The sequence below is a fragment of the Enterococcus sp. AZ071 genome (assembly GCF_050499065.1).
GTDB classification, from domain to species: domain Bacteria; phylum Bacillota; class Bacilli; order Lactobacillales; family Enterococcaceae; genus Enterococcus_A; species Enterococcus_A ferrettii.
This window is the reverse complement of the sequence record NZ_JBIPAS010000001.1, coordinates 2,652,079-2,677,313: the sequence shown is the minus strand read 5'-3', so window position 1 is coordinate 2,677,313 and position 25,235 is coordinate 2,652,079. Positions and strand designations below refer to the sequence as shown.

Annotated in this window: 30 protein-coding genes and 1 riboswitch; of the genes, 26 read left to right on the top strand and 4 right to left on the bottom strand. The window is 40.6% G+C overall.

The genetic code is table 11. From position 1 onward, the window contains the following. The first annotated feature begins 16 nt into the window (after positions 1-16). From IGI49_RS13285 to IGI49_RS13245, 9 genes are all read left to right on the top strand, one after another. Entirely contained in the window at positions 17-754 is a 738-nt protein-coding gene (locus IGI49_RS13285; protein ID WP_429965006.1) for an SDR family NAD(P)-dependent oxidoreductase, read from the top strand. A gap of 19 nt (positions 755-773) precedes the next feature. Continuing rightward, the gene (locus tag IGI49_RS13280) at positions 774-1,049 is read left to right on the top strand and encodes a hypothetical protein (RefSeq protein WP_429964875.1); all 276 of its coding nucleotides are present in this window, start codon (positions 774-776) and stop codon (positions 1,047-1,049) included. A gap of 310 nt (positions 1,050-1,359) precedes the next feature. Beyond that, positions 1,360-2,307, top strand: coding sequence for a sugar-binding transcriptional regulator (locus IGI49_RS13275; protein ID WP_429964874.1), 948 nt, complete (start codon positions 1,360-1,362; stop codon positions 2,305-2,307). A gap of 79 nt (positions 2,308-2,386) precedes the next feature. Further along, positions 2,387-3,388 (top strand): thiamine pyrophosphate-dependent dehydrogenase E1 component subunit alpha, encoded by a 1,002-nt coding sequence (locus IGI49_RS13270; protein WP_429964873.1) that lies wholly within the window; start codon positions 2,387-2,389, stop codon positions 3,386-3,388. Positions 3,389-3,525: 137 nt separating this feature from the next. Further along, positions 3,526-4,500 (top strand): alpha-ketoacid dehydrogenase subunit beta, encoded by a 975-nt coding sequence (locus tag IGI49_RS13265; RefSeq protein WP_429964872.1) that lies wholly within the window; start codon positions 3,526-3,528, stop codon positions 4,498-4,500. 15 nt (positions 4,501-4,515) lie between these two features. Beyond that, positions 4,516-5,727 carry a dihydrolipoamide acetyltransferase family protein gene (locus IGI49_RS13260; protein WP_429964871.1) on the top strand — a complete coding sequence of 404 codons (1,212 nt, stop codon included), beginning with the start codon at positions 4,516-4,518 and terminating at the stop codon, positions 5,725-5,727. 38 nt (positions 5,728-5,765) lie between these two features. Continuing rightward, positions 5,766-7,157 carry a dihydrolipoyl dehydrogenase gene (gene lpdA / locus IGI49_RS13255; protein ID WP_429964870.1) on the top strand — a complete coding sequence of 464 codons (1,392 nt, stop codon included), beginning with the start codon at positions 5,766-5,768 and terminating at the stop codon, positions 7,155-7,157. 159 nt (positions 7,158-7,316) lie between these two features. Further along, positions 7,317-7,649, top strand: coding sequence for a winged helix-turn-helix transcriptional regulator (locus tag IGI49_RS13250; RefSeq protein ID WP_429964869.1), 333 nt, complete (start codon positions 7,317-7,319; stop codon positions 7,647-7,649). A gap of 58 nt (positions 7,650-7,707) precedes the next feature. Further along, positions 7,708-8,112 carry a pyridoxamine 5'-phosphate oxidase family protein gene (locus tag IGI49_RS13245; RefSeq protein ID WP_429964868.1) on the top strand — a complete coding sequence of 135 codons (405 nt, stop codon included), beginning with the start codon at positions 7,708-7,710 and terminating at the stop codon, positions 8,110-8,112. Between the two features lie 102 nt (positions 8,113-8,214). Here IGI49_RS13245 and proC read toward each other — a convergent pair whose 3' ends face one another. Continuing rightward, positions 8,215-9,027: a pyrroline-5-carboxylate reductase gene (gene proC, locus IGI49_RS13240; RefSeq protein WP_429964867.1), complete on the bottom strand. Its 813-nt coding sequence runs from the start codon at positions 9,025-9,027 to the stop codon at positions 8,215-8,217. Between the two features lie 132 nt (positions 9,028-9,159). On the opposite strand from proC, the gene IGI49_RS13235 reads away from it, so the two are divergent. From IGI49_RS13235 to IGI49_RS13215, 5 genes are all read left to right on the top strand, one after another. Beyond that, entirely contained in the window at positions 9,160-10,122 is a 963-nt protein-coding gene (locus IGI49_RS13235; protein ID WP_429964866.1) for an AraC family transcriptional regulator, read from the top strand. Then, positions 10,123-10,419 carry a hypothetical protein gene (locus tag IGI49_RS13230; RefSeq protein WP_429964865.1) on the top strand — a complete coding sequence of 99 codons (297 nt, stop codon included), beginning with the start codon at positions 10,123-10,125 and terminating at the stop codon, positions 10,417-10,419. Further along, entirely contained in the window at positions 10,416-10,973 is a 558-nt protein-coding gene (locus IGI49_RS13225) for a hypothetical protein (protein ID WP_429964864.1), read from the top strand. The genes IGI49_RS13230 and IGI49_RS13225 overlap by 4 nt, the downstream gene beginning before the upstream one ends. 109 nt (positions 10,974-11,082) lie before the next feature. Beyond that, on the top strand, positions 11,083-11,412 hold the full coding sequence (locus tag IGI49_RS13220) for a nucleotide pyrophosphohydrolase (protein ID WP_429964863.1): 330 nt from the start codon (positions 11,083-11,085) through the stop codon (positions 11,410-11,412). 249 nt (positions 11,413-11,661) lie between these two features. Beyond that, the gene (locus tag IGI49_RS13215) at positions 11,662-13,185 is read left to right on the top strand and encodes a helix-turn-helix domain-containing protein (RefSeq protein ID WP_429964862.1); all 1,524 of its coding nucleotides are present in this window, start codon (positions 11,662-11,664) and stop codon (positions 13,183-13,185) included. Between the two features lie 21 nt (positions 13,186-13,206). Here IGI49_RS13215 and gloA2 read toward each other — a convergent pair whose 3' ends face one another. Next, positions 13,207-13,599, bottom strand: a complete 393-nt coding sequence (gene gloA2 / locus IGI49_RS13210; protein ID WP_429964861.1) for an SMU1112c/YaeR family gloxylase I-like metalloprotein — start codon at positions 13,597-13,599, stop codon at positions 13,207-13,209. Positions 13,600-13,709: 110 nt separating this feature from the next. Beyond that, positions 13,710-13,799: riboswitch (TPP riboswitch) on the top strand. A 106-nt stretch (positions 13,800-13,905) separates the two neighbouring features. Between gloA2 and thiW the strand changes: the two genes are divergently transcribed. The 12 genes from thiW to IGI49_RS13150 all read left to right on the top strand — a co-directional run bounded on the left by thiW (position 13,906) and on the right by IGI49_RS13150 (position 24,211). After that, the gene (gene thiW, locus IGI49_RS13205; protein WP_429964860.1) at positions 13,906-14,424 is read left to right on the top strand and encodes an energy coupling factor transporter S component ThiW; all 519 of its coding nucleotides are present in this window, start codon (positions 13,906-13,908) and stop codon (positions 14,422-14,424) included. After that, a complete protein-coding gene (locus IGI49_RS13200; RefSeq protein WP_429964859.1) occupies positions 14,421-15,242 on the top strand; it encodes a hydroxyethylthiazole kinase in 822 nt (273 codons plus the stop codon). The genes thiW and IGI49_RS13200 overlap by 4 nt, the downstream gene beginning before the upstream one ends. Further along, positions 15,239-15,862: a thiamine phosphate synthase gene (thiE, locus tag IGI49_RS13195; RefSeq protein ID WP_429964858.1), complete on the top strand. Its 624-nt coding sequence runs from the start codon at positions 15,239-15,241 to the stop codon at positions 15,860-15,862. The genes IGI49_RS13200 and thiE overlap by 4 nt, the downstream gene beginning before the upstream one ends. Before the next feature lie 16 nt (positions 15,863-15,878). Then, positions 15,879-16,205 carry a cupin domain-containing protein gene (locus IGI49_RS13190; RefSeq protein WP_429964857.1) on the top strand — a complete coding sequence of 109 codons (327 nt, stop codon included), beginning with the start codon at positions 15,879-15,881 and terminating at the stop codon, positions 16,203-16,205. Between the two features lie 192 nt (positions 16,206-16,397). Beyond that, entirely contained in the window at positions 16,398-17,042 is a 645-nt protein-coding gene (locus IGI49_RS13185; protein ID WP_207700730.1) for an L-fuculose-phosphate aldolase, read from the top strand. Between the two features lie 22 nt (positions 17,043-17,064). After that, on the top strand, positions 17,065-17,559 hold the full coding sequence (locus IGI49_RS13180) for a PTS sugar transporter subunit IIA (RefSeq protein WP_429964856.1): 495 nt from the start codon (positions 17,065-17,067) through the stop codon (positions 17,557-17,559). Further along, the gene (locus IGI49_RS13175; protein ID WP_207700728.1) at positions 17,556-17,855 is read left to right on the top strand and encodes a PTS sugar transporter subunit IIB; all 300 of its coding nucleotides are present in this window, start codon (positions 17,556-17,558) and stop codon (positions 17,853-17,855) included. Before IGI49_RS13180 ends, IGI49_RS13175 begins: the two co-directional genes overlap by 4 nt. Positions 17,856-17,866: 11 nt before the next feature. Then, positions 17,867-19,285 (top strand): PTS galactitol transporter subunit IIC, encoded by a 1,419-nt coding sequence (locus IGI49_RS13170; protein WP_429964855.1) that lies wholly within the window; start codon positions 17,867-17,869, stop codon positions 19,283-19,285. A 13-nt stretch (positions 19,286-19,298) separates the two neighbouring features. Continuing rightward, positions 19,299-20,348, top strand: a complete 1,050-nt coding sequence (locus IGI49_RS13165; RefSeq protein WP_429964854.1) for a 2-hydroxyacid dehydrogenase — start codon at positions 19,299-19,301, stop codon at positions 20,346-20,348. A gap of 67 nt (positions 20,349-20,415) precedes the next feature. After that, positions 20,416-22,458 (top strand): BglG family transcription antiterminator, encoded by a 2,043-nt coding sequence (locus tag IGI49_RS13160; protein WP_429964853.1) that lies wholly within the window; start codon positions 20,416-20,418, stop codon positions 22,456-22,458. A gap of 152 nt (positions 22,459-22,610) precedes the next feature. Continuing rightward, a complete protein-coding gene (locus IGI49_RS13155) occupies positions 22,611-23,534 on the top strand; it encodes a magnesium transporter CorA family protein (RefSeq protein ID WP_429964852.1) in 924 nt (307 codons plus the stop codon). A gap of 104 nt (positions 23,535-23,638) precedes the next feature. Further along, entirely contained in the window at positions 23,639-24,211 is a 573-nt protein-coding gene (locus IGI49_RS13150) for a phosphatase PAP2 family protein (protein ID WP_207700723.1), read from the top strand. Between the two features lie 98 nt (positions 24,212-24,309). On the opposite strand, the gene IGI49_RS13145 is transcribed toward IGI49_RS13150, so the two are convergent. After that, positions 24,310-24,720 (bottom strand): hypothetical protein, encoded by a 411-nt coding sequence (locus tag IGI49_RS13145; RefSeq protein ID WP_429964851.1) that lies wholly within the window; start codon positions 24,718-24,720, stop codon positions 24,310-24,312. After that, positions 24,717-25,157, bottom strand: coding sequence for a LytTR family DNA-binding domain-containing protein (locus IGI49_RS13140; protein ID WP_429964850.1), 441 nt, complete (start codon positions 25,155-25,157; stop codon positions 24,717-24,719). The genes IGI49_RS13145 and IGI49_RS13140 overlap by 4 nt, the downstream gene beginning before the upstream one ends. Positions 25,158-25,235: the final 78 nt, after the last annotated feature.

The window sequence follows — 25,235 nt, the reverse complement described above, 5'->3', positions numbered from 1 at the left end:
GGACCTAGTGGAAAAAATGCAGGGAAAAGTTGCGGTTGTTACCGGAGCGGCTAAAGGAATCGGGCGATCTATTGCGGAAAAATTTGCGCAGGCCGGTGCACACGCTGTTATTGTTGATTTCGATCAAGCGGCTGGTGAAGCGACTGCCGAGCAATTAAGTCAAGAGTATGCTCAAGCAATGTTTGTTAAAGCAGATGTGTCTGCTGCAGAAGAATTACAACAGGTAAGGGAGCAGGTTTTTACGGAATTTGGGCGAATAGATGTGTTGGTAATTAATGCTGGGATAAGCTATCGTCATTCAGTTGAAGAGATTAGTATTGAAGAGTGGCAGCGAGTTCTTCACATCAATCTGGATGGTTCCTTTTATACTATCAAAGCTTTTTATGAAGACTTCCTGTCTAATCAAGGCAAGATTATTTTCGTCACTTCTGGATCGGCTATCACTGGAACAGGTGGAGGGGCTCACTACGCCTCTTCCAAGGCCGGTCAGCATGGTTTGATGCGCACCATTTCAAAAGAGCTGGGACCAAAGGGCGTCAATGTGAATGCCATCGCACCAAGGGTAATTCAAACAGAGATTTTGGACCATTTGTATCCCGACGAGGCTAGTCGAGCTGAGCTGTTGAAGAAGATTCCGATCTCACGCATTGGACAGCCGGAGGATATTGCCAATCTGGCTCTGTTTTTAGCCAGTCCAGAGAGCTCATATATCCATGGTCAGATCATTTTAGCCGATGGCGGCAGAACATATTAATGGAAAAGGAAGAATATGCATGAAGAATATTTTAGTAGCAGCTGGAACCTCCGATAACAAACGCAACTTTGCGGTCAATTTTATCCAAGACTATTTGACTCAAAAGGGTATAGAAGCAACGGTTACCGGAAAAAGTATTTATGAAGTAGAAGCACTAGACCCTTCAACTGATGCTGTAGTCGTAATTGGTCAGCCCCAATTTGCCATTGATGTGCCCAAAGTAGACGGGACTCCTTTTATTACTAAATTTGGGATGGAAACTTGTTGTGATCAGTTGATTGCGGCAATCCAGTAATAGATAGAAAGCATTCTGCAGATAAAGCCATTGAATCCAAACGATAGTAGACTGTCTTTCTAGTCAGCTCTACTGCGTGGATTCAATGGCTTCCTCTTGTCACTTTCGATATGCTACGTAACATATGTCACTAGACAATCTCAAAACAGAACATACTGTAAACATTTACATTGGCGTCATAATAGCGTTGACAGCAGACTCAATCCGACCTACTATTAACTTGTAACATATGTCACGGTATATCACATATGTTCGAAAGTGCACAAAGTTGGTAAATGCTGCTTAGTAAAAAGTTTTTTGGGGGTAGGACATGAGTTATTCAGATGATCGAAGGCTGTTGACAGAAATGGCATCAATGTATTACGAAGAAGGAGCCAAACAGTCTGAGGTAGCCAAACGGTTTAACATCAGCCGCTCGCTGGTTTCTAAATATTTAGCGAAGGCTCGTGGTTTGGGATTAGTAGAGATCATTATTCATGACGATATGGCTCATCCTTATCGAGGATTAGAAGAAAAAATTGCTGAAAAATTTAAGTTGCAGGAAGTCATTTGTATTGCCCCTACTGGTGTTGAGATGTTAAGTAAGCGCATTGGAATAACGGCCGCAAAATACCTGGCAAGAATTTTACAGCCTAATCAAACGGTAGGTGTGTCAGCAGGTACAGTGGTTCACGAAGCAGCCATGAACTTCTCGCCCAAGAGTCAATTGGAGTCAGTGAAATTTGTTCCATTGGTTGGTGGATTGGGCCAGCAGCATATGGCCTTACAAGCGAATGTTGTCTGTGAATTGTTCGCTAAGAAGTGTGATGGTATCGCAGTTGAGCTGCATGCACCGATTACAGTAGATTCTGCAGAAGCCAAGCAAGTATTCATGGAACAGTCCTTTATCAAACAAGTATTCGAGGAAGCGAAGGAAGTCGATGTTGCCTTGGTAGGTATTGGTGGTTTGCCAGCTTACTCGACCATGACTAAAACGTATTTGCTGGCTGATTCGGATCAGCTGCAGATAGAGCTGTCGGATCGCAAAGTGGCTGGAGATATTTGTTATAACTTTATTGATGAGTCAGGAAATTTAGCTGCTTGTACTTGGAATAACCGGGTACTGGCACTTGATTTGAAAGAGTTGAAAAAGATTCCGATTCGCATTGGTGTCTCGGGTGGAAAAGAAAAAATCGGTGGTATCCAAGCAGCTTTAAAGGGCAGATTGGTAAATGTACTGATTACCGACGAAGAAACAGCAAAAACTTTACTTAAGTAGAAATACAAAGAAGTCCACTTTGATTTTACTGGAATCAGTGAAATTGGTGATAGATGAATCAAGAAAAGGAGCGTAAATTATGTCAGAGACAAGTAAAATGTCCGTACCGAATCGTGCAGGTTTGACTGACGAAGATCTCAAAAAAGTATTCAGAACAATGTGGGAAATTCGTTACTTCGATGAAAAGGTGGATCAATTGTTTGCAAAAGGGTTAATTCACGGAACAACTCACTTAGCAGTTGGGCAGGAGTCATCCTCAGCTGGGAGCGGGGCAGTATTACGTAAAACCGACTGGATTACCGCAACACACCGAGGACATGGTCAAACGATCGCTAAAGGGTGCAACATCAACGAAATGATGGCAGAACTTTTCGGTCGAACAACTGGCACAAACAACGGCAAAGGCGGATCAATGCATATAGCTGATTTAGATACAGGAAACTTGGGCGCCAACGGAATTGTTGGTGGCGGCTTCCCGATTGCTACCGGTGCTGCCTTAACAGCTAAGATGAAGGGGCAAGACAACGTAGCCTTGGCTTATGCTGGCGATGGCTCTACCAATGAAGGAAGCTTCCATGAAGCAGTAAACTTAGCAGCCATCTGGGATTTACCAGTTGTCTATTTTATTGAAAATAACCAATACGGCATGAGCGGTCCATTCAAAACGATGATGAAGGTTGATAAATTATCTGATCGATCAAAAGCTTATGGTATTGAGGGGATCACAATTGATGGCAACGACCTAATCGAAGTGATCAACACAACTTATGATGCAGTAGAAAAAGCTCGTCGTGGAGAAGGACCAACCTTGATCGAAGCCATGACTTATCGTTGGAAGGGTCATTCAAAATCAGATGCTAAGAAATACCGTACTAAGGAAGAAGAAGAAGATTGGCGCAAAAATCGTGATCCAATCAAGCTGGCAAAGGACAAATTTGTTGCCGCGGGAGTGTTCACAGAAGAAGAAGCTGAAGCGATTCGCGTTGAATCCAAACAAGCAATCGAAGACGCGGTAAAATTCGCTGAAGAAAGCCCAATGCCAGAACTCGAAAGTATGTACGAGGATGTTTATTCGGATTAATCGTGCGTTCTTGAAATCAAAAGCTACGAGCTAAATGAGAATACGGGCTACTTAGTAGAATGGTATACGGCGTTAAAATCAGACTCATTTTTCAGAGAAAAATGATTACCTTAGTATTAACAAGGAGGAGCAAGTTGATGAGAGAAATCACTTATTCAGAAGCAGTAAGAGAAGCAATGTCTGAAGCGATGCGAGAAAACGAAGACGTTTTCTTGATGGGCGAAGATATTGGAATATATGGCGGGGCTTTTGGGGTTAGCCGAGGAATGTATGAAGAGTTTGGGGAAGAACGAGTTCGTTCAACACCGATTGCTGAGTCCGTTATTGCGGGAGCTTCTGTGGGAGCAGCCATGACTGGTATGCGTCCGATTTTTGAAATTCAGTTTTCCGATTTCATTACGATCGCTTTAGATCAAATTGTTAACCAAGCAGCGAAAATTCGTTACATGTATGGCGGTAAAGCTAAAATTCCTTTGGTTATGCGTACACCAGGCGGATCGGGAACAGGAGCAGCTGCTCAGCATTCCCAAAGCTTAGAGAACTGGACAGCTCATATCCCAGGATTGAAAGTTATCCAACCAGCAACTGCTTACGATGCGAAAGGGCTATTGCATGCGGCGATTGAAGATGATAATCCTGTGATGTTCTACGAGCATAAACTGTGCTATCGAACTACTTCTGATGTACCTGAAGGCAAATACACAATTCCAATCGGGGTAGCGGATGTGAAACGTGAAGGAGCCGATGTTTCTGTCGTAGCAACAGGAATCATGGTTCATAAAGCATTGGAAGCAGCGGATATTTTAGCTGAAGAAGGTATTGATATTGAAGTGGTTGATCCAAGAACCTTGGTGCCACTAGATAAAGAAACAATTGTTGCTTCTGTTATGAAAACTGGAAAAGCTGTTGTGGTTACTGAAGCGGTAAAACGCAGCGGTTTCAGTGCTGAATTAGCTAGTGTGATTGCTGAGGGCGAGTCCTTTGATTTCTTGGATGCACCGATTATTCGTTTGGCGGGGAAAGAAATTCCAATGCCTTATCATCCTGAACTAGAGAAAAAAGCCGTTCCGCAGGTGGAAGATATTGTTGAAGCTTGCCGCGGATTAATGTAGGAAGGGAGAAAAACGATGGCACATGAAGTACTAATGCCCAAATTAAGCTCGACGATGGACGTGGGAACCATCACCACTTGGCTGAAGGACGAAGGCGACTCAGTTGAGGTGGGCGAGGCAATTTTCGAAGTCATGACTGACAAAATTGCGATCGAAGTAGAAGCCTATGAAGAAGGAATTCTACTGAAGAAATACATTGGCGACGATGAAAGTGCGCCAGTTAACTCCGTGATTGCCTACATTGGTGAAGCGGGAGAAGAAGTCCCAGATGAAATGCCAGGCAGCACTGAAGAATCAGCGCCAGCCGAAGAAAAAGCGGTAGAACCAGAAAAAGTTGAAGAAAAGACTGTCGAAGCAGCACCAGTTGCTGCTAAAAATATTCGTGCGACTCCTGCAGCTCGTCGAATTGCCCGAGAAAAAGGAATCGATTTACAAAAAGTAGCGGGTTCTGGTCCAAAAGGCCGTATCCAGGCACAAGATGTTGCTAAGTATCAAGAAAAACCAGCAGTACCAGAAGCATCTGCTGAGACAAGCAGTGGTGAGTTGATTCCATGGAGTGGTATGCGCAAAGTGATTGCAGATCGTATGCTTAACAGTAAAACTACGATTCCACATGTCACCATGAATGCAGAAGTAGATATGACGAAGCTGAAAGAATTACGGGGGCAATTATTACCGATGGTGGAAGAACAAACCGGTAACCGTATTTCCTTCTTAGAAATTATCATCAAAGCTTCAATGGTTGCCCTGAAATCGTACCCTGAATTCAATGCTCATGGTTTGGATGAAGGTATCCAGCGATTTGACGAAGTAAATATGGGCGTAGCAGTAGCTGTTTCTGAAGGTTTAGTGGTTCCAGTGGTGAAAAATGCCAGCCGTATGGGCCTAAGCGAGTTAACTAAATCCGTCAAAGAAGTAACACAAAAAGCTCGCGACGGTCAGTTATTACCACAAGAAATGAGCGGCGGTACCTTTACAGTCAGCTCATTAGGTCGCAGTAAAGTTCAGACCTTCAATCCAATTATCAATGCACCAGAAGTAGCGATTCTAGGAGTTGGCGGAATGTACGACAAGCTTGCTTTAGATGCTTCCGGTGAAGTGAAGACCATTTCTGCCTTGAATCTTTCACTATCCTTTGACCATCGTGTCGCTGACGGCGCACCAGCGGCAGCTTTCTTGAGCATGATTGTAGAGATGCTGGAAAATCCGATGAGCCTATTGTTATAGGAAAGAAGACGACATTATGTGAATACGAGGAGTAAGCTATGACGAAAAAAACAGATACAGTAGTAATCGGAGCTGGTCCTGGCGGCTATGTCGCTGCGATTCGCGCCGCACAAATGGGACAGAAGGTAACCGTTGTCGAAGCGGAGCATGTCGGCGGTGTATGTTTGAATGTCGGATGTATTCCATCCAAAGCCCTGATCACAGCTGGTCACCGTTACCAAGAAGCGCAGCATTCCGACTTTTTAGGCTTGAAGACCAAGGAAGTAACCTTGGATTTTGAGAAAACCCAAAAATGGAAAAACGAAAAAGTCGTCAAAACCTTGACCACAGGTGTGGCGATGCTGTTGAAGAAAAACGGCGTAGAAACGATTGATGGCCGGGCTCGATTTGTCGGTAAAAATACCCTTGAGATCGAAACGAAAAAAGGCAAAGAAAAACTGGACTTCAAGCATACGATTATTGCTACCGGCAGTCGTCCCATCGAAATTCCTGGCTTCAAATTTGGTGGTCGGATTCTGGATTCGACTGGTGGGCTGAATCTGAAAGAAATTCCGAAGCGCTTTGCGATTATCGGCGGCGGAATTGTAGGCTCTGAATTAGGTGGAGCATATGCCAACCTTGGCTCAGAAGTAACGATCATTGAAGGCACCCCAAGTATTTTGCCTAATTTCGAAGCAGATATTCAGCAAATGGTTACTAAGAAATTCAAGCAAAACGGTATCCAGGTTCACACGGGCGCCAAAGCGAAAAGAGCCATTGAAAAAGATAACAGTGTGGTTGTTGAGTTTGAGGTTAAGGGGAAGACGGAAACGGTTGAGGTCGATTATGTTATGGTAACGGTTGGCCGCAGACCAAACACGGATGATCTTGGCTTAGACAAAGCAGGCGTTCAAGTTACCGAACGTAATTTAGTGAAGGTGGATGAACAATACCGTACTACCCAAAAGAACATTTTTGCAATTGGAGATATTGTTCCCGGTTTAGCCTTGGCTCACAAAGCCAGCTATGAAGCGAAGATTGCGGCAGAAGTCATCGGCGGCAAAAACGTTGCCAAGGATTACCGGGCAATTCCGTCCATCTGCTTTACCGATCCAGAAATTGCGACTGTCGGTTATACCTTAGCCGAAGCCAAAGAACAAGGCATCAAAGCTAAATCTGTCAACTTCCCAATGCAGGCCAATGGTCGAGCGTTGTCCTTGAATGCAACGGAAGGATTTGTTCGCTTAGTCTTTGAAAAAGATACCGAGCTGGTTCTAGGTGCTCAAATCATTGGAGTAAACGCCAGCGATCTGATTGCCGAAGTAACCTTGGCAATCGAATCCTTCTTAACCTTGGAGGATATTGCTTTAACTATTCATGGACATCCAACCCTATCAGAAATGGTAATGGATGCTACTGAAGTTGGTTTAGGATTGCCGATTCACATGTAGAATACAAAAGAGCGTGGACACTGGTTCATGCTCTTTTTTTCCGACTTGTATTGTTGCAGCAATTTTGGAATAATTGTGGGAAATAGGGAAATAGGGAAATAGGGAAATAGGGAAATAGGGAAATAGGGAAATAGGGAAATAGGGAAAAGGAGAAAATCCATGAAAATACGGGAAGATTACACTTGTCCCTTGGAAATCACCCACGATGTAATCAAGGGCAAATGGAAGCCGATTATTTTGTGGCAGCTAAGCAAAAAGACCTGCTCTCTTTCAGAGTTAAAGCAAGCAATTCAAGGAATTAGCGAAAAAATGCTGCTGGAACAGTTGGCTGAGCTGCAGGCTTACCAATTTGTCGGCAAACAAAGCTTTGGGGGTTATCCTCTTAAGGTATCGTACTTTTTAGAAGAACGAGGGCAGAAAATATTTGCAGCGTTAACGATCATGCAGGAGGTAGGCACAGAATTGTTAGAAGAGATACCCACAAAAAAGTAAGTAATGTACAGCCGGCAGGTCTCATGCTATCCTCAAAATAAAAATGGAGGAAACAGAAATGCGACGAATGATTGAAAAGCTGGTGCAAGAACAGGGTACTTGTTTTCTAGGTTCCATTACAGAAGAGGGCTACCCGATGATTCGAGCCATGCTTCAGCCGATTAAAATAGAAGAAAACTGTTTTTATCTTCACACGAATACTTCTTCCAACAAGGTGCAGCAATGGATTAAAAACGAAAAAGCTTGCCTTTATGTTTGTAATCCAACGACCTTTGAAGGTGTGTCGCTTTTGGGCGAAATGGACGTCTTGATTAAAGATGAAGAGAAGCGTCCGTTTTGGAAAGAAGAGTATCGAATCTACTATGCTAAGGGAGAAGGCCTGTCGGATTTTACAGTCTTGAAATTTGAGGCAAGCAGTGGGGAATATTATCAGAATTTCTCAGTTCAAACCTTTGATTACTAGGTAAATTCACAGTCCACGTGATGAATGGCAAGTGTCGTATCCTTCATAGCTAAAAAGGGAATGACTAGCAATTTCGATTGCCGAGTCATTCCCTCTTTGCGTCTATTTTTGATTCAATTCTAGGTCTTTTTGGATGGTCGCATCAATGCCCTTAATGACGGTTGAAATGAAGGCATTATTTTCTAATTCGACAATACCGGCTACGGTTGTTCCACCTGGTGAGCTGACCCGGTCGATGAGAGTCCAAGGATTTTCTCCACTGGATGCTAGCATTTCAGCACTTCCCAGAATTGCCTGGGTAGCCATTTCGAGAGCAATGTCCTTTGGCATACCATTCTTCACCGCTGCTCGAGCAATCGAGTCGATGAATAAGAAAGCGTAGGCAGGTGAACTGCCGGCAATAGCGGTGAAGATAGAGAAATAATGTTCATCTAGCGGCCAAGCTTTTCCAATCGCATTGAACAAAGCAATCACTTTGTCCACGTCTTCCTTCGCGGCATATGGATTCCCGCAAACAGCAGCAGCCCCTTGACCCACCATCGCATTTACATTCGGCATTACCCGAACAATGCGGATTGGCTGATCAGTTTCAAATACGTCATAAATAGCTTCTGTACTTGTTCCGGCTGCAATTGAAACAACCAATGGCTGATTAGTCAAAATTTCTTCTTTGGCTTCCAACAGTGCGCCTTTGATTACATTCGGTTTCACTGCTAGGATGACCATATCAACTGTTTGGATCAATTCCTGGGGATCAGCTACAGCATGAGCTCCTAATTTTTCACAAAAGGCCTGAACCTTTTCTGTTGCAATATCATAAAGATATAAATCCTCTGCTTTACTAAAGCCGTTATCCACGACGCCTTGAGCGATCGCAGAAGCCATATTTCCAGCACCGATAAATCCAATTTTCATAAGTAATCCCTCCAAAAAGTGTTTGATTCAAATATTCCATGTTATACTGATAGAGTTATTATAAAGTCTTTTGATCCGATGAGAAATAGTGTAGATAAAGTAAAAAGTGTTTGATTATAAGGTGGTGTAACCATGGCGTATTTCAATGAAGCTCATTATGAGGCGTTTTATCAATTTTTAGTAACCTTAGATTGTTACCTGCATGATAATAGAGCAATGGCCAAGGAAGTGTCTGACTTTGCTGATAATCCTAAGCGGGAAATTGCGGCGTTCGTTTCTCAGTATTCCCAAGGAGAAATCGAGGTTCCGCAAGGCTATACTCGGATTTTATATATTTTAGAAGGAGCTGCTCAGGTAGAAATCGATGGTATCGAGCACACCTATCAAGCAGGACATTTGTTTTTGAGCAATTCTCGTACGAAAATAACTTATAGAGAAAGTAAGGATACAGCAGTTGTTTGCTTCTATTTTAAAGACAGCTATTTTACCGATTCCCTGTTGACACAATTTGTCGAAGAACAGCGGCTCTATCGTTTTTTTGTTGAAGCGATTAGTGAAGAGTTCCAGCAGATCAGCCGCTATTTGATTTTTCATTTTGATCAGTTGACCGATGTTCATGTCTATTCGCTCCTGCTGTTGAAGCAGGTAGTTAAGATGTCTTATTTCAATAATAAAGTGACGAAGGCCGCCTTTGTTTTGTTGATTGTTGAGATCAGTCAGGGAGCAGACCAAGCCATCGTGAGAAAGGATCATTATGTTGCCAATGATCAGCTGATTGAAGAGGTGCTAGCTTATATAGATACGATGATTCGGGTCGTGAAGCTGGAGGAAACGGCGGCGTATTTCCATTTTCATCCGAATTATCTATCTGCTTTATTAAAGGAGAAAACTGGGCAGACCTTTACTGAGATTGTTTTACAAAAAAGGCTCCTGCTGGCACAGAAAAACTTGGCCCAAACCAATCTGTCTGTACAAGAAATTGTGGAACATCTAGGCTATAAGGACAAAGCCTTCTTTTATAAAAAGTTCAAACAAGTAGTGGGGATGACACCTCGTATGTACCGAATAAAGTGCAAAGAACAGGAGGAAGCATAAATGTACGAAGAAATTTTCCAAGAGCTTCATTTAACCGTGATTGAACTGCCCATTGAATGGGCGGCAGAAATTCCTGTGTATTCCGGCTATCTAAAGGAGCTGCCTTTTATTACAGGTGAAGGCCATTCGAAAAAGGAACTGTATCGGCAACTGATACAGCAGTATCAAACGTATCGGGCGGAGCAGGAGGAAGAAGAGGATGAGGAGACGTTACTGAGTGCTAAAGACTTTCTGCGCTATTACGACGGTGAAACACCAGATGATTTCTCTTGGTTCAAGCAGGAGGAAAATGAATGACCACGATTCAATTATATGTTCATGAAACACCAACACTAACCTTTGAAAAAGCCAGCTTACCCTTATTAGGAGAGCTGTTAACAGTTGAAGTAAACAAAAACTTCCGTTTAACTGAACGAGAAGAGCTATTTCAAGAATTAGAAAGTACCTGTGTAGAACTGCTTCAGCAAGGGCGTGAGCTTTTGGAAAGTATTGGTGAAGCTGAAGATTTTATCGATTTCGTCTATGTAAATTACGAAAATCGGCTTTCTTCACCGACTTTGAATCAATTGCTTCACTTTCCTTTTCAGCAGGTTCAAGCAATTTTGGAAGAGGTATTTAGTGAAGTAGTGGATGAGGTAGCAGATAAATTTTTTGAAGAACTGAGTAATCGTTTAGAAGAGGCTACCGATGATGAGCTGGTAATGGAGGCACATGTTGGTGAAAAAGAATTGCAGCTGGAGGTTTTTCTACCACGTAGTTTTACTGAGACGATCCTTCTAAAAGATTTGATGAATGATTATCGAGGTATGTTAGAAGAAGTTACTCGCTGGTTTTTAGAAGAATTAATGTAAGCGAATGGTTGGACAAGGTAGGTATTTTTTATAAGCAAGCAGAATCTATGATAAATCAGTTTTACAGATTGCCTATCAGTGATAGGAGCCATGGAAAGGGAGAAGATCGATGACCAGTATGGAGAAAGTCAATCAGTTCCGAGATGAGCGCAACTGGCGCCAGTTTCACAATGAAAAAGATTTAGCTTTATCTATTTCATTGGAAGCTGCTGAATTATTGGAACTGTTTCAATGGAAAACCTCCGAGGAGGCACGCAAAAAACCTGAACGTTTAAAGGAAGAGTTAGCAGATGTACTAATTTATTCTTATATGTTAGCTGATAATTTAGATTTTGATATTGATGAGATTATTACGGAGAAATTAGCTAAGAATGCACTAAAATATCCAATTTCCAAAAGTAAAAGCAGTAAACAAAAATACAATGAACTAAAGCAGTAGATGTTAGTTTGTTCGATGGTCGCAGGGAGTCCGGCTATCGAACAGACTGGGATCTGCTGATTTTTTTGTTTCAGTTTTTATTGAATGATCACTTATTCGTATAACAAGAATTCCATTATGATTGGCATGCAATATTTCAAAAATGGCGGTTTGGTAAATAATTTAGACTTTTTACACAAGTGAAATTTACAAAAATATAAAAACCTGATACTCTCAAATTGCAGGATAATTTAAAAGGGGGAGATAGGAATGGACTTTCGCGATATTCTTAGTACAGGTAATAAACGGAAGCTAAAATTGGTTGAACTCTTATATTATAAGCGAGATGGACTGCCCAGTGATCAGCTGCTGAGTGAACTGAATTGTTCACTGCCAATATTGTTAGAGGATGTCAGAATAATCAATGAACGTCTGGGCTATTTTCATATTGACAAGTATAAAGGACTTTATCGTTTAACGATGAAGGATAGGGTTAGTATCGGTAATTTGTACGCAGATATGCTTATCCGATCGCAGGAATTTCAGATTATTGAGCAGTTGCTGTATGAGGAATGCGACAATATCACAACTTTAGCAGAACGACTGTATCTAAGTGTGTCAAATACACAACGTTACTTGAAAAAGGTAAAGTATACACTGGAAAAGGCAGGAATGTATCTTCAATACCGTCCTTTAAGGATTGAAGGAAAAGAAAGTGTCATAAGACATTTTTATTATCGCTATTTTATCGAAAAGCAAAATGCCTTTGAGAATATTTTGCCTATGTTGAAGGATTACCAATTCAATGCTATCGAGCAGTTCGTGGTTGAGTTCATTGAAGAAAACAACCTGTATAAAAAATATATCTTTCAAAAGCGCCTGATTTATACGATTTATGTCAGTTTATGGCGTATAAAGAATCGCCATGCGTATCCACCATCAGAGTTACGTAAAACAGGTTTTGTTGTTCCAGCAAAGCAATACTATGATGCGCTGAGCAAGACAGCCTATGAGTTATTCCACATACGAATGACTGATGAAATTATGCAAGATTGTATGTGGCTGGTATATGCGGATGCGGTTGTTTTTAGTAATGAGCATCGAAAGCTAGCATTGTCTGACAACTTACTTTATCAGGATTTGTACGCCAAACATTATGAGCTGGCTGAAAGCTTTAACGAGCTGTCAGGTGGGAAAATGAGCAAGCAGCGGCTAATTAATATGGCTTCCGTATTATCGAATGACCATTATCTCTATGATCAAGCCGGTTCATTTATCTCGATTTTGCGTCGAAGCCGGGATACTTTCCTTGAGATGACAGCGATCATGTATCAAAAACCAATTGAGCGAGTGTCCAACATTGTTCAGGATTTTGTAGATAAATATAAAATGTATCGCGAAAAAGATTTTATCATGAATTATATCTATCTGCTTTTGACAGCAGAAGTAGATAGCTTACAGATGCTGGTCGAACAAGATCAGACCATTCGACTCCTGCTCTTATCCGATTTGACGCCGACAGAAGAATCGTTTTTAGCCAAGCATATCCGACGAATTGTTCATGGTAATTTTGACATTTCATACTTTGAGAACGTGGTCGATCATAAGCATGGAATGTATGAAGAAATGTTTCAATATGATGGACTGATTACTACGGGGTCAGTGGAGGGGATCCCTGATGATTTCCCGGTTATTGTAATGGACCCATATGTTACGCCAAAGGCTTTAGTAGTCATCCAAAATTTAGTAAATGATCTCTCCTTGGAAAAAGAATTAGGGAAGAAAATCGAATAAGGCCAGCAGCTTTTGCTGACTTTATTCATGTAATTCTAAAGGCAAGCCGTCAGGGTCGAAGAAGAAGGTCATTTTTTCACCAGTAAATGCATCGATGCGGATGGGTTCACAGGCGACTCCGCAGCTTTCTAAGTAAGCGATCGTTTCTTCAATGGCATCTGTTTTAAAAGCTAAATGACGTAAACCGCTAGCCTCAGGATAGCTTGGGCGTTTTGGTGGACCTTGCAGAGCAAAGATTTCCAATTCAGCACCATTAGCCAGCTGCAAATCCAATTTATAGTCCTGACGTTCCTCTCGATAGTTTTCTCTTAAGATGGGAAGCTTCAGAATATTCACGTAAAAGTTGCGAGCTTTTTGGTAATCAGAAACAATTATCGCAATATGATGGATTGTGGAAAATGTTGGCTCTTGCATAAAAAGCTCCTTTCTATGTGGTAAGGATAGCACAGCTTTTAGGATAAATCTGCTGAGATACCTGTTAGAATGAAAAAAATTATGCTATACTTTAACCACAATTTCATAAATAGAAACATTTGGGGTGCTGCAAAGCTGAGATTATACCCATGGAACCTGAAACAGTTAGAACTGGCGCAGGGAAATGTCGTACAACCATGAATCTCGCCCGTCCATTTATTTGGTCGGGCTTTTTTTAAGACTCCTCTTGCTTCTATTTAGTGAGGAGTCTTTTTTGTTTTTGAAGTTAAGGAAGGATGTTGAAGGTTGCAAAGAGAGAAGCTGCAGAAAATGATGTTGTTGGCAATGATGATTGCTCTAGATGTAGTTTTGTCGCCACTTTTCCGAGTAGAGGGGATGGCGCCGATGTCGAGTGTGATGAATGTGCTGGCAGGGGGATTACTAGGGCCTTTATATGGAACCTTGATGGCACTGTGCTGTGGAATTATCCGAATGTTGTTGTTTGGAATTCCACCATTGGCATTAACAGGTGCCGTTTTTGGGGCATTTTTAGCTGGACTGTTGTTTCGAATGACCAATAATTTATACGGAGCTATTTTGGGAGAAATTATCGGAACGGGAATTATTGGTTCGTTACTATCGTATCCAGTAATGGTCTTGTTTACCGGAAGTCAGCAGGGAATGTATTGGCTGATTTATACCCCTAGATTTGTCGGGGCTACCTTGATTGGATCAATGGTCGCCTACTTTGTATGGAAGCTTTTGTATCGGGTGCCTGTATTTAAAAGATGTCAGCAATTATTTTTGAGGAGTGATCAAGCATGAACGAACTATCTGAAATAGTAAAAACAGTGTTTCCATTGTCAACGTCGCCTTTAGTACAATGTATTACCAATGAAATTACCTGTGAGTCAATGGCGAATGCCTTGTTGTATATCGGTGCTAAACCGGTAATGGCTGATGACGCCCGTGAATTTCCGGCCTTTTTCCAGCAGACAGACAGCTTGCTGTTGAATTTGGGGCATATTTCACCACAGCGGGAGGCTAATATTTTAGAAGCCAGCCGTTTTGCTGAGGAGAATCATAAGTCGACGGTGATTGATGTGGTTGGTTTGGCAGCCAGTCCTTTGCGAGCAGAGCTGACGCTGCAATTAATGAAAAAGCAGCCTGAGGTAGTGAAGGGGAATATCTCTGAGATGCGGGCATTATGTATGTTGGAAAGCCATGGACGAGGAGTTGACGGGAGTTCGTTGGATCAATCGGAAGCAGTGCTAAAAGAATTAACAGCAGCGCTGGAAGTCTTAGCCGGTGAGTATCCACACACGACTTTTCTTGCTACAGGCGCAGTAGATGTGGTTGTAAATCAGACGACTAATTGTTTGCTGCAAAATGGTGTGTCTGAGCTTGACTGTTTTACCGGAACTGGAGATATCGTGGGGGCTTTAATTGCGGCATTATTAGGGATAGGATTAGAAGCTTTTCCGGCGGTTGCAGCAGCAGTAAGCTATTTTAATTGCTGCGGTGAAAAGGCGAAGGAGCTGGTGCCAGAGGGCTTGGCTGATTTTCGTCAAGCTACATTGAACCAATTGTCACTATTGATGAATCAGGAATGGTACAAACAAGTGAAGGGGATAATACGATGAAAAAAGAGCTGCTAACACTCTATTTAGTTACTGGACGTTATGATTTCACAGAGGAACAGTTTTTAACTGTCATTGAAGAGGCTTGTCAGAATGGAGTGACCCTTGTTCAGCTGCGGGAGAAGGAATTATCTACGTACAACTTTTATCAGCTAGCTTTAGAGGTAAAAGAAGTTACGTCACGCTATCGTGTTCCTTTGATTATCAACGATCGCTTAGATATCTGTTTAGCTGTCGATGCCGATGGATTGCACATTGGGGATGACGAGCTTCCTGTGTCGGTAGCCCGCTATTTATTGGGACCAGATAAGTTTCTAGGGGTATCAGCTAAGACATTGGAACGAAGCCTAGAAGCCCAGGCAGAAGGGGCTGACTATTTAGGAGTCGGAGCAATCTTTCCTACACAGACGAAAGATTCCCAGCTGACACCCATTGCTACGTTAAAAGAGATTACGAAGTCAGCGGCTTTGCCAGTAGTAGCCATTGGCGGGATTAACTTAGAAAATCTTTCAGTGCTGACTGATTCAGGGATTGCTGGTATATCAATAGTCAGCGAGATTATGAAAGCAAACAATGTCCCTCAAAGGGTTCAGCAGCTGCGAACTGCGGCGGAGGCATTATAAATTAGGAGGATGTCTCATGATTAGTTATCAAAAGGATCAAGTATTCCAACAAGTAGATGAAAATACTGAGCGCTGCGTAGTAACGCATAGTGAGGAAATAATGGTTGTTCGCGTTCGTTTTAGGAAAGTTGCTGAGGAGACTACCTTGCACAGTCATCCTGAAGAACAGGTAACATATATCGTAAAAGGAAAATTCAAATTCTTTGAAGGGAATCAAGAATATTTAGTAGGTCCTGGCGATTTCCTCCGATTTGAATCCGAGGTTCGCCATGGATGTATTCCATTAGAAGCTGGATCAGAATTAATCGATACTTTTACACCGATTCGCAAAGATTTTTTGTAAAACTGTTAAACACAAAGCAGTGAGAAAGACGATTTTATTTGTCTTTTTCACTGCTTTTTTTCAGATACTTCATCATAAAATACGTAGAACGTACCAGTGAATAACTGCAATTTGTTTATATTTGGTCTGAAAACGTATTCAAAAGGATGCGAATTTTTATTAGACTATGGATACACAAAGGGGGAGTAAATCGTGTTGATGGAGCAGCAAAGAAAACAAATTGTAGAGTATGGTAAACGACTGATTACTAGTGGGTTAACTAAGGGTACAGGAGGGAATATCAGTATTTATGATCCAGAGTTGGATTTAATGGCCATCAGTCCAAGTGGCATTGATTATTTTGAAACTTTGCCAGAAGATGTGGTGGTGGCAAAACTATCTGGTGAAGTCGTTGACAGCGAGCGCAAGCCATCTAGTGAACTAGACATGCATCGCATTTACTACATGCGACGACCAGATATACGTTCTGTGGTTCATACACACTCACCATTTAGTACAACGATGGCTACGTTACGTTGGGATTTGCCAGCGTCCAACTATTATATTGCTATCGCAGGTGGCAAGGATATTCGTTGTGCTGATTATGCATCCTTTGGAACGTGGGAGCTGGCAGAAAATTCTTATCAAGCAATGGAAGATCGTTATGCATGCTTTTTAGCTAATCATGGGTTGCTAACAGCTTCCTACGATTTACCAAATGCTTTTTCAATTGCTGAAGAAACAGAACGAATGGCAGAAGTCTATTGGCGAACAAAATCAGTGGGCGTACCAGTAATTTTGGAAGATGATGAAGTAGCATTCATGCTGGAAAAATTTAAGTCTTACGGTCAAAAATAGTGTAGTTAGGTGGAGGATGAGTTTGAGCTTAAATAAGATTTTGAGAGAAGATCTGATTGATTTATCTGTAGAAGCAACTAGTCGGACAGATCTATTTATGCATATATCTGATCATTTGTTCAACAAAGGATATGTTGTAAAAGAATATGGGCAGCAGCTTCAAAAGAGAGAAGATTCTTTTCCTACTGGTTTAGCGACGAAAACAGTTGAAGTAGCTATTCCTCATACAGATGCGTTGTTTGTCAAAGAACCTTTTATTTATGTCTTGAAGCCAGCGGAAAAAATTGTTTTTCACCAAATGGGAACTTTCCCAGAAGACAAAGTTCTCGTCTATCCAGAGTTAATTTTTGTTTTAGGATTCAGTAAAAACGATATGCAATTATCATTGTTGCAAACATTGATGAAGATTTTTAATAATGAGGCTGCCATGGATCAGTTGATGAAGGCAGATACTGAAAAGGAACTGTTTGAACTGCTAAGTAAACAAATTGGGTGTATCGGAGGAGAAGTAAAATGAAAACATTAAATATTGTCTCAGTGTGTGGGTCAGGGACTGTAACGAGTTCCATGATTGCCAACAAGGTAAAGGATTTGTTGGAGGACAATGGATTCAATGCAAAAACGGTAGAGGTGAATCCAGGGGGGGTAGATGGAGTGTTAAGCAGCGGATCATACGATATGATTGTTCACACTAGTCCGTTAATCAGCACTTATGATATTCCAACGATTAATGCGGTGGGATTTTTAACCGGGATGGGAGAAGAAGAGTTTATCGAAGAGTTGTTAGCTACTGCTAAAGATTTAGTGGGATAAGGGGGATAATTATGTTACAGGTATTATCAAATATTATGGACGCCTTTGGTGCATCGATTGTTGTTCCATTTGTGATTTTTATCATTGCAATGTTCTTAAAGGTAAAACCGAAACGAGCGTTTCAAGCTGCGTTGAATGCAGGAATTGGTTTGACAGGATTTAATATGCTGATTGGCGCGTATACCCCTATCGTTACGCCAGTAGTTAATAGAATGGTCGAGCATACAGGAGTGAACCTACGGATTCTAGATACGGGGTGGCAAGCAACGAGTGTAGTAGCTTATTCCACTCAAGTAGGAATGATCTTTTTAGGTTTTGGCTTGTTAGTCCAAGTACTTCTATTCTTATTAAAATTTACCAATATTTTTATGGCTTCTGATTTATGGAATAACTATTCATTTATGCTTTGGGGTTCTATGCTATATATCGTAACAAATAATTTAATCCTATCCATTGGATTAATGCTATTAGCAAATCTATTTACATTACTATTCACTGAGGTATTAGCAAAACGATGGAGTAATTACTATGGCTATCCAGGCACCACTATTGCAGCCCCCCATGATGTGACACAGGTTCCTTATGCAATTGTAATGGACTGGATTTTGAATAAGCTTGGGGCGAATAAAATAAAATGGAATCCTGAAAATGTTCAAAAACGTTTAGGATTTCTAGGTGAACCAGTAACACTGGGTCTGGTTTTAGGTTTGCTGCTGGGCTTGGCAGGGAATTTTATGCGCTTGAGCGATCTGGCAGCCTGGGGTGAAATTGCTAGTGTAGGAATAGCAACAGCTGCTATTATGGCAATTTTTCCAAAAATTGCTGGTATCTTTGCTTCAGCATTTACCAGTATTACCGATGCGACCAAGAAATCTGCGAAGAGTTCTGGCAAAGGCAGAGAATGGTATTTGGCTATCAATGACGCAGCTGGTTATGGAGAACCAGCTACTCTTCTAACTGGTTTATTGTTAATTCCAATTATCTTGATATTGGCTATGGCATTGCCTGGGAATGAGACCTTGCCAATGGTAGATTTAATCGCCATTCCGTATATTATTCAACCGATTATCGCGATTTCGAAAGGGAATATCTTTAAATCCTTGATTTCTGGAACCATCATTCTATCTGTTAATTTATATATCATTACTGCGGTTGCACCGATATTTACTGAAGTGGCCAAAAGTGTCGGGGTGTCTATCCCTGAAGGCGCGTTATTGATTGCTAGTTTTGTTGTGTTAGGAAATTATTTCTTGGGTTCACTGTTCTTGATTTTCTTAACTCAAAATCCTTTGTTTATCGGTTTGACAGTTGTGGTGTATGTTCTTTTGTTTATCCTAGTAAAAACGAAAAAGGAAAGCATTACAGACTATCTAGAACGAGCGGGTGAACTAAACGAAACAGAAAAGCTTGACACTAAACAAGAAATATAAAGGAGCTTGTGATATGAAAGTCGTTGTAATTGGAGATGCCCTGGTTAAAAGTGAAACATTGATTGAAGCAGTTAAAGAGATGGCGTTTGCTAAAGATCAAGCATTAGATATTGTTGTATATGAATGGCATTCTGAATTAAGTAAAGATGAATTTCAAGAACACATTTTGGCAATTGAACGTGGCGGCCCTGAAGCAGTAGAAATTCCAGAAGGCATATTAGCGGATTTACCTGAAGCTGATTATCTATTTTGCCATTATGCACCAATATCTAAAGCGATGCTTGAAGCGGGGAAAAAGCTCAAGCTGATTGGTACCTGTCGAGGTGGCATCGAGAATGTTCATGTAGAGACAGTCAGAGAGTTGAAGTTGCCCTTTCTACATGTAATTCGCAATGCTGAGCCAGTGGCCGATTTCACGGTTGGTTTGATGTATGCAGAAACCCGGAATATCGCACGAGCACATGCAGCGATCAAGAATGGCAAGTGGGAAAAAAGTTTTGCCAATGATCCTTACAAAACGATTTTGCCTAACTTAACGGTTGGGATTGTAGGTGTGGGGTATATCGGAAAACAAGTCATAGAGAGATTAAACGGGTTAAAGGTTCCAGTAATCGTCTATGATCCCTTTGTAGATCAGCAGCGAGTTCAATCAGAGGGATTAATTGTGAAGTTTGTTTCAGACCTTGCAGAATTGTTCCAGCAAGCAGATATTATCTCCCTTCATATGCGAGTGACAGAAGAGACAAAAGAGATGGTGAATCAACATTATTTGAAATTAATGAAGCCTGGCAGTTATCTGATTAATACAGCACGGGCAGATTTGGTTTGCAAAGACGATTTGATAAAGGTATTAGCTGAAAAGAAAATTGCTGGAGCAGCCTTGGATGTTAGTTGGACTGAACCAATTACGGCTGATGATCCACTATTAAAATTGGATAATGTCACGTTAACGCCACATATTGCGGGAGACACAATAGATGCGATACCTCGATCTCCCTTTTTATTAAAAAAAGTCGTTAATGATTATTTAGCTAAAGGATATAGTGATATGGAAGTGCGATAAATGATAAGCTAGGATAGAGTCTATTGACTTTATCCCAGCTTGTTATTGTTTTTGGAGGCGATACGTGATGAAAGATGAAACACTTGATATGTTAGCTGAAATTGTTCGTTCACCAGGTATTGGCTTGGGTAGTTTGCAGAAAAAGCTAGTCTTAGATACAGGAAAAAGTGAAACAATATTAAAGAAAATTAATGTGCTGTTAGAGGAGCATGGATACCCGCCGATTGTCAGGAAAAACAAACGGCTATGGGTCAGCTTAGATCTAGAAGAATTAGAGCAACTGGAGCATTCGGTGGAAACGGAACAGCTCTATGCATTGAGTCGGAAAACCCGGTTAATCTTAATGGCATTGATTATTTTTACACAAAAATACACTTCCTTGAACGTATTAGCAAATCAGTTGCATGTAAGTAAAAATACAGTCGTTAATGATTTGGCCTTAATTAAGGAGCAGCTAGTAAAAGAGGATATTCAAGTAGGGTATTCTAGAAAAACAGGCTATCATTTTTTAGGGAAAGAGATTGCTATTCGAATTATGCTGATTCGACAGCTCCATTTATTGATTGACGGAAAAGCGCAGGAAAAATTGTTGGTAACCTATACAACTATTGAATTGACTGAAATATACCAAGAAAAAGAAAAACTGCTTAAGCTGGAAAGGTTGCTGCACACACAATTTTCAAATCGACAATTGAAGCTGCTTTGTTTATTAATCCCTCTGTTAAGAGTACGATGTTTAAACTATCAGGAAATTTCAACTGGAGAATATCAAGCAATTATCCAAATTATAGCTGCCTCAGATTATCAAAGGATTACTCAAGCAATGGCTGGTGCGAATCTTTGCAATGAAGCATCTAAGAAGGAAAAAGCCTTTTTAGTCATTCAATTATTAAGTGCGAATGTTATCAAAAGTCGCGGAGAGAAAATGCCCCAGCTAGGGGAAGTGATTGATGCGGTAATTGAACGCTTCGAAAGACGGTCAGTAATCTTTTTCGAAGATCGAAAACGACTGAAACAAATGCTTTATCAGCATCTTGGTCCAGCTATCTATCGAATAAAGTATGGAATTCCTTATGAAGATCATGACATCGAACCAATAATTAAGGAATATCAAGCTGTTTTTCCCATGGCCAAACAAGCGTTGCGTCCCCTTGAAAATTACTACCAAATTCAATTTACTGAGATAGAAACGGTTTATGTTGGATTGATTTTCCAAAGTTTTTTAACTAAAGGATACTTAATGGAGCAGCAACAAAGAGTTCGAGCAATCGTCGTATGTGAGAATGGTGTATCTGTTTCAAACTTGCTTTACCAGACACTTGGTCAATGTTTTCCCATGATTGATTTTGTCTGCAATATTTCGGCCCGTGAATTTTATGAAAATCCTTTAGTTTATGAAGACATTGAAGTTGTTTTCTCCACCATTTATTTACGAACGACTAAGAAAATCTTTGTAGTGTCCCCCTTACTTACGCAAGAGGATCGGCAGCGTTTAATACGCATGGTTAATAAAGAGCTCTACAATAGAGAGCAAGGGATAAGTGTGGAAGACATTTTAACCCTAGTTAAGAAAGAAGTTCGTTTGCCGGATGAAGAGAAACTGAGAAGCCGATTGAATGAGTATTTCAATTTGCCAAAGAAACAAGAACAGTTAATCTTGGATTCAAAATTCCATCGTTTATTACCAGAGGAACGGATTAAGGTATCGAAGCGGCAATTTTCATTTAATGAAGCAATTCAATGTGTTGCTGAACCTTTGCTTAAGAGTCGTTTTATTGAACAAGCCTTTGTTGATAAGATTATTGAAAAATATGATGAACGGTTCCCCTATTTTGTCATCGCTCCAGGTGTAGCAATTCCTCATGCTGGCTTTAATGATGGCGTAAATGAGCTGGGATTTAGTTTGCTAAAGCTGGATTACCCAGTACGATTTTCGAATAAACTCTCTGCTAAGGTTCTGCTGATGATTGCACCAGTTGATAATTATCTTCACCAGACAGCAGTGCAAGCTTTTTATAACTGTATGCTGAAGGAAGAGTATCGGCAAGAACTATTCGGTTTGCAAACTGCAACGGAGATCAAACAATTTTTCCTAAAGAACATTCAGTAGGGAATAAATACTTGTCTAGAATCGGACAAACAAAAAAGACTTTGCCAGCATTTCTTCTGCTGGTTTTTGGGGTTAAAAGCCTTATAGCCCATTGTTCTGGCAATTGTAGCGTATAATGATTTTACACCAACGGCTTGCAAAGGAGTAAAATTATGTTAGAAAAAAAGGTTATCAACACAGGTGGAAAATCGCGAACCTGGCTGTCTATTATTGAACCAACGGAAGAACAAATTCAGCAATACACGGTCCAGTTCGATTTGCCAAAAGATATTTTTACGTTGCATCCTTTTACGGAAGAGGTCTCAAGAGCAGAAACACTTTCATCAAATGAGCTGGGGAGCTGTGTCAGTCTGGTATTGGTCAGCTATCAGGTTGAAAAAGATGCTTCCAATTCGGTGGAGGGCGCATTGCTGCCGATCTCTTTTTTATTCTCCGATGAGCTGATAATTACGGTGTCTTCTGGAAACTTTGAACGATTGAAGATCCAACGGATGTTTGAGGAGTGTGAAGGTGAAGTAGCTCCATTTATTATTTCCTATCTCCTTTACACCTATCACAATTATTTAGTCGCATTAAATAAACAAAAACGAATGATTGACGAAGTGAATGATGTATCAAAAAATAGTACAGAAAAAGAGAATTTAATCCTGCTGCGAGATATTGAAAAAAATCTCGTTTACCTGGAGCATACTCTAGATGATCAGAAGCAGACAACGGATCATCTTTTAGAAAACGAACAGATTATCAATCAGATTTCTAAAGATGTATTGAACGATGTCCGGATTAGCTGTCGGAGGGTAGAAAAACTGGTTCATTTGTATCGAGGCTTGGTTGATTCAACTAGCGGCATGGTTTCAGCGTTAATGGATAATACGTTAAATCACCTGATGAAATATTTGGATTCGGCAGCGTTAATTATATCCATTCCAACATTAATTTTCAGCTTGTGGGGAATTAATACGGGGGGATTACTTTGGAAGGACTCAATTTTAGGATCATTAGGCGTGGTTTTATTGGCAGTAATCGTTACAGTCATTGGCGTCATATTATTGCGACGTAAAGATTATATGGGCTAAGTTCAAAAATTTTTTTAAGTAAAAAAGAGAAACTTTATTTGGTAAAACAAGGATAACGTATTGTGGTAAGATGAAAGTGAGAAACAAAACAGGGGGAGTTTACTATGCTGTGGTTAGCTGTCGGCTCATTAATCATTTTTTTTCTTATCCTTATTTTGGTGCAGGGTAAAAAAATCCAACTAGCAGATATTTCTTTTTCTAGAAAGGTAATTGCACAAAGGCAAGATGGATTGACTCGGATGTTTCTTTTCTTTACCAAACTTGGAAAAGCTTTACCCACTATTTTTCTTTGTTTATTGCTGGTTCTTTTTACACGAACCCGGGAAACGGTCGCCTTAAATGTAGGGATTACCATTATGCTAACGACTGGACTTACTTATATAATTAAGCGAATTTTCAAACGTGAACGCCCCAGAGAAAATCGCTTAGTGGAAGAGCAAGATCATAGCTTTCCTAGCGGACACGCTTCTACAGCAGCGGCTTTTTACATGGGATTATTTCTTAATGGTTATTTATATGCGGGTGAATTTTGGTGGTTGGTTATTCCCGCTCTAATCATAAGTTTTCTAATTGGCTTTAGTCGAGTATATTTGGGTATTCATTATTTCACTGATATTTTAGGTGGTTGGTTTTTAGGTCTTGCGATTGTCTTTTTGGTTCCGCTCTTGATGAATTAGTTTATCTAAAATTCTTTAGCAGCAATAGGTAATCCTTTTGTGAGAAGGGTTTAAGTGTTTAGAATAGATTCCTCTACTTATAACAGAAGTAGAGGAATCTATTTTTTTGTGCTATTTAAAGCAGCTGCTAATTTACGGTTGGTATAGTTAGAATAGAAATAAAAGCCAATCAAATGACCAATCAAAGTAAGCAGCAAGACAGGGAAGAAAAATGATCGGATTTGGCTAAATAGCTCGACAGAATAAAGATAAACAACGGCGAAGCCGCAAAGCGTATTAAAAAGAGTGCTAAGCAAAATAGTTGTTCGTGCTTTGAAAATGGAATACTCCCATAAGTATGGATAAACAACACCAAAAACTAATCCAAATAAACTGCCAATGGCTAACAAGCGCCAAATAAAGGAGACGGGCACGGTTGGTTGATTAGTGAAAACCAACGTGAGAAAAGCGATCCAAACAGTGCTGCCAAATGCAGCCTGCATAAAATTATTTTTTAAGTGTTTGATCATTGTAATTGCTCCTTAACTAGTTTGGCATAATGACGACTGACAATATATGTTTGCTGATTTTTTGTGAATACTTCTAGCCGGGCATGCTGGCCAGCCGAGAATGCAGAGATCTGCTGAATATTTAGAATGGTTGAATTATTAATGCGATAAAAGCCGGATGCTTCCAGATAGGTAAGTTCCTTTAATTTCTTTTGCAGCCAAAGAACATCGCCAGAAAGCATGTGAATTTTGCTCATATGTCCCATGGTTTCAATCGCTTCTATCTCCTGCAAAGCTACCAGCAGAGTTCGCTGATTGGATGGTTGAATGGCTTGCAAGGTCGCAGCTTGCATCCACTGACTTTGCCAACGGGTCACTATTTCATGATTGATGGGATGACTAATAATGTCGATGCAGTCTTTTCCCTTTTGGTTATTCCAGATAATATTGAGTTTCATGTGCTCCTCCTTCTGAGATAAGCATAGCAAGTCTGCCTATTTAGCAATAGTACTATTTGTTTTGTTGCAAAGGAAGCA

What these genes read in the sequence shown, in the direction of transcription:
- IGI49_RS13140 (WP_429964850.1), bottom strand. Translation starts at nt 25,157, where the DNA reads ATGAAACTCAATATTATCTGGAATAACCAAAAGGGAAAAGACTGCATC.
- IGI49_RS13275 (WP_429964874.1), top strand. Translation starts at nt 1,360, where the DNA reads ATGAGTTATTCAGATGATCGAAGGCTGTTGACAGAAATGGCATCAATG.
- IGI49_RS13150 (WP_207700723.1), top strand. Translation starts at nt 23,639, where the DNA reads ATGCTGTGGTTAGCTGTCGGCTCATTAATCATTTTTTTTCTTATCCTT.
- IGI49_RS13225 (WP_429964864.1), top strand. Translation starts at nt 10,416, where the DNA reads ATGACCACGATTCAATTATATGTTCATGAAACACCAACACTAACCTTT.
- IGI49_RS13220 (WP_429964863.1), top strand. Translation starts at nt 11,083, where the DNA reads ATGACCAGTATGGAGAAAGTCAATCAGTTCCGAGATGAGCGCAACTGG.
- IGI49_RS13155 (WP_429964852.1), top strand. Translation starts at nt 22,611, where the DNA reads ATGTTAGAAAAAAAGGTTATCAACACAGGTGGAAAATCGCGAACCTGG.
- IGI49_RS13230 (WP_429964865.1), top strand. Translation starts at nt 10,123, where the DNA reads ATGTACGAAGAAATTTTCCAAGAGCTTCATTTAACCGTGATTGAACTG.
- IGI49_RS13280 (WP_429964875.1), top strand. Translation starts at nt 774, where the DNA reads ATGAAGAATATTTTAGTAGCAGCTGGAACCTCCGATAACAAACGCAAC.
- thiE (WP_429964858.1), top strand. Translation starts at nt 15,239, where the DNA reads ATGAAAAAAGAGCTGCTAACACTCTATTTAGTTACTGGACGTTATGAT.
- IGI49_RS13145 (WP_429964851.1), bottom strand. Translation starts at nt 24,720, where the DNA reads ATGATCAAACACTTAAAAAATAATTTTATGCAGGCTGCATTTGGCAGC.
- proC (WP_429964867.1), bottom strand. Translation starts at nt 9,027, where the DNA reads ATGAAAATTGGATTTATCGGTGCTGGAAATATGGCTTCTGCGATCGCT.
- IGI49_RS13260 (WP_429964871.1), top strand. Translation starts at nt 4,516, where the DNA reads ATGGCACATGAAGTACTAATGCCCAAATTAAGCTCGACGATGGACGTG.
- IGI49_RS13215 (WP_429964862.1), top strand. Translation starts at nt 11,662, where the DNA reads ATGGACTTTCGCGATATTCTTAGTACAGGTAATAAACGGAAGCTAAAA.
- IGI49_RS13245 (WP_429964868.1), top strand. Translation starts at nt 7,708, where the DNA reads ATGCGACGAATGATTGAAAAGCTGGTGCAAGAACAGGGTACTTGTTTT.
- lpdA (WP_429964870.1), top strand. Translation starts at nt 5,766, where the DNA reads ATGACGAAAAAAACAGATACAGTAGTAATCGGAGCTGGTCCTGGCGGC.
- IGI49_RS13170 (WP_429964855.1), top strand. Translation starts at nt 17,867, where the DNA reads ATGTTACAGGTATTATCAAATATTATGGACGCCTTTGGTGCATCGATT.
- IGI49_RS13175 (WP_207700728.1), top strand. Translation starts at nt 17,556, where the DNA reads ATGAAAACATTAAATATTGTCTCAGTGTGTGGGTCAGGGACTGTAACG.
- IGI49_RS13190 (WP_429964857.1), top strand. Translation starts at nt 15,879, where the DNA reads ATGATTAGTTATCAAAAGGATCAAGTATTCCAACAAGTAGATGAAAAT.
- IGI49_RS13200 (WP_429964859.1), top strand. Translation starts at nt 14,421, where the DNA reads ATGAACGAACTATCTGAAATAGTAAAAACAGTGTTTCCATTGTCAACG.
- IGI49_RS13270 (WP_429964873.1), top strand. Translation starts at nt 2,387, where the DNA reads ATGTCAGAGACAAGTAAAATGTCCGTACCGAATCGTGCAGGTTTGACT.
- IGI49_RS13160 (WP_429964853.1), top strand. Translation starts at nt 20,416, where the DNA reads ATGAAAGATGAAACACTTGATATGTTAGCTGAAATTGTTCGTTCACCA.
- IGI49_RS13265 (WP_429964872.1), top strand. Translation starts at nt 3,526, where the DNA reads ATGAGAGAAATCACTTATTCAGAAGCAGTAAGAGAAGCAATGTCTGAA.
- IGI49_RS13285 (WP_429965006.1), top strand. Translation starts at nt 17, where the DNA reads ATGCAGGGAAAAGTTGCGGTTGTTACCGGAGCGGCTAAAGGAATCGGG.
- IGI49_RS13250 (WP_429964869.1), top strand. Translation starts at nt 7,317, where the DNA reads ATGAAAATACGGGAAGATTACACTTGTCCCTTGGAAATCACCCACGAT.
- IGI49_RS13165 (WP_429964854.1), top strand. Translation starts at nt 19,299, where the DNA reads ATGAAAGTCGTTGTAATTGGAGATGCCCTGGTTAAAAGTGAAACATTG.
- gloA2 (WP_429964861.1), bottom strand. Translation starts at nt 13,599, where the DNA reads ATGCAAGAGCCAACATTTTCCACAATCCATCATATTGCGATAATTGTT.
- IGI49_RS13235 (WP_429964866.1), top strand. Translation starts at nt 9,160, where the DNA reads ATGGCGTATTTCAATGAAGCTCATTATGAGGCGTTTTATCAATTTTTA.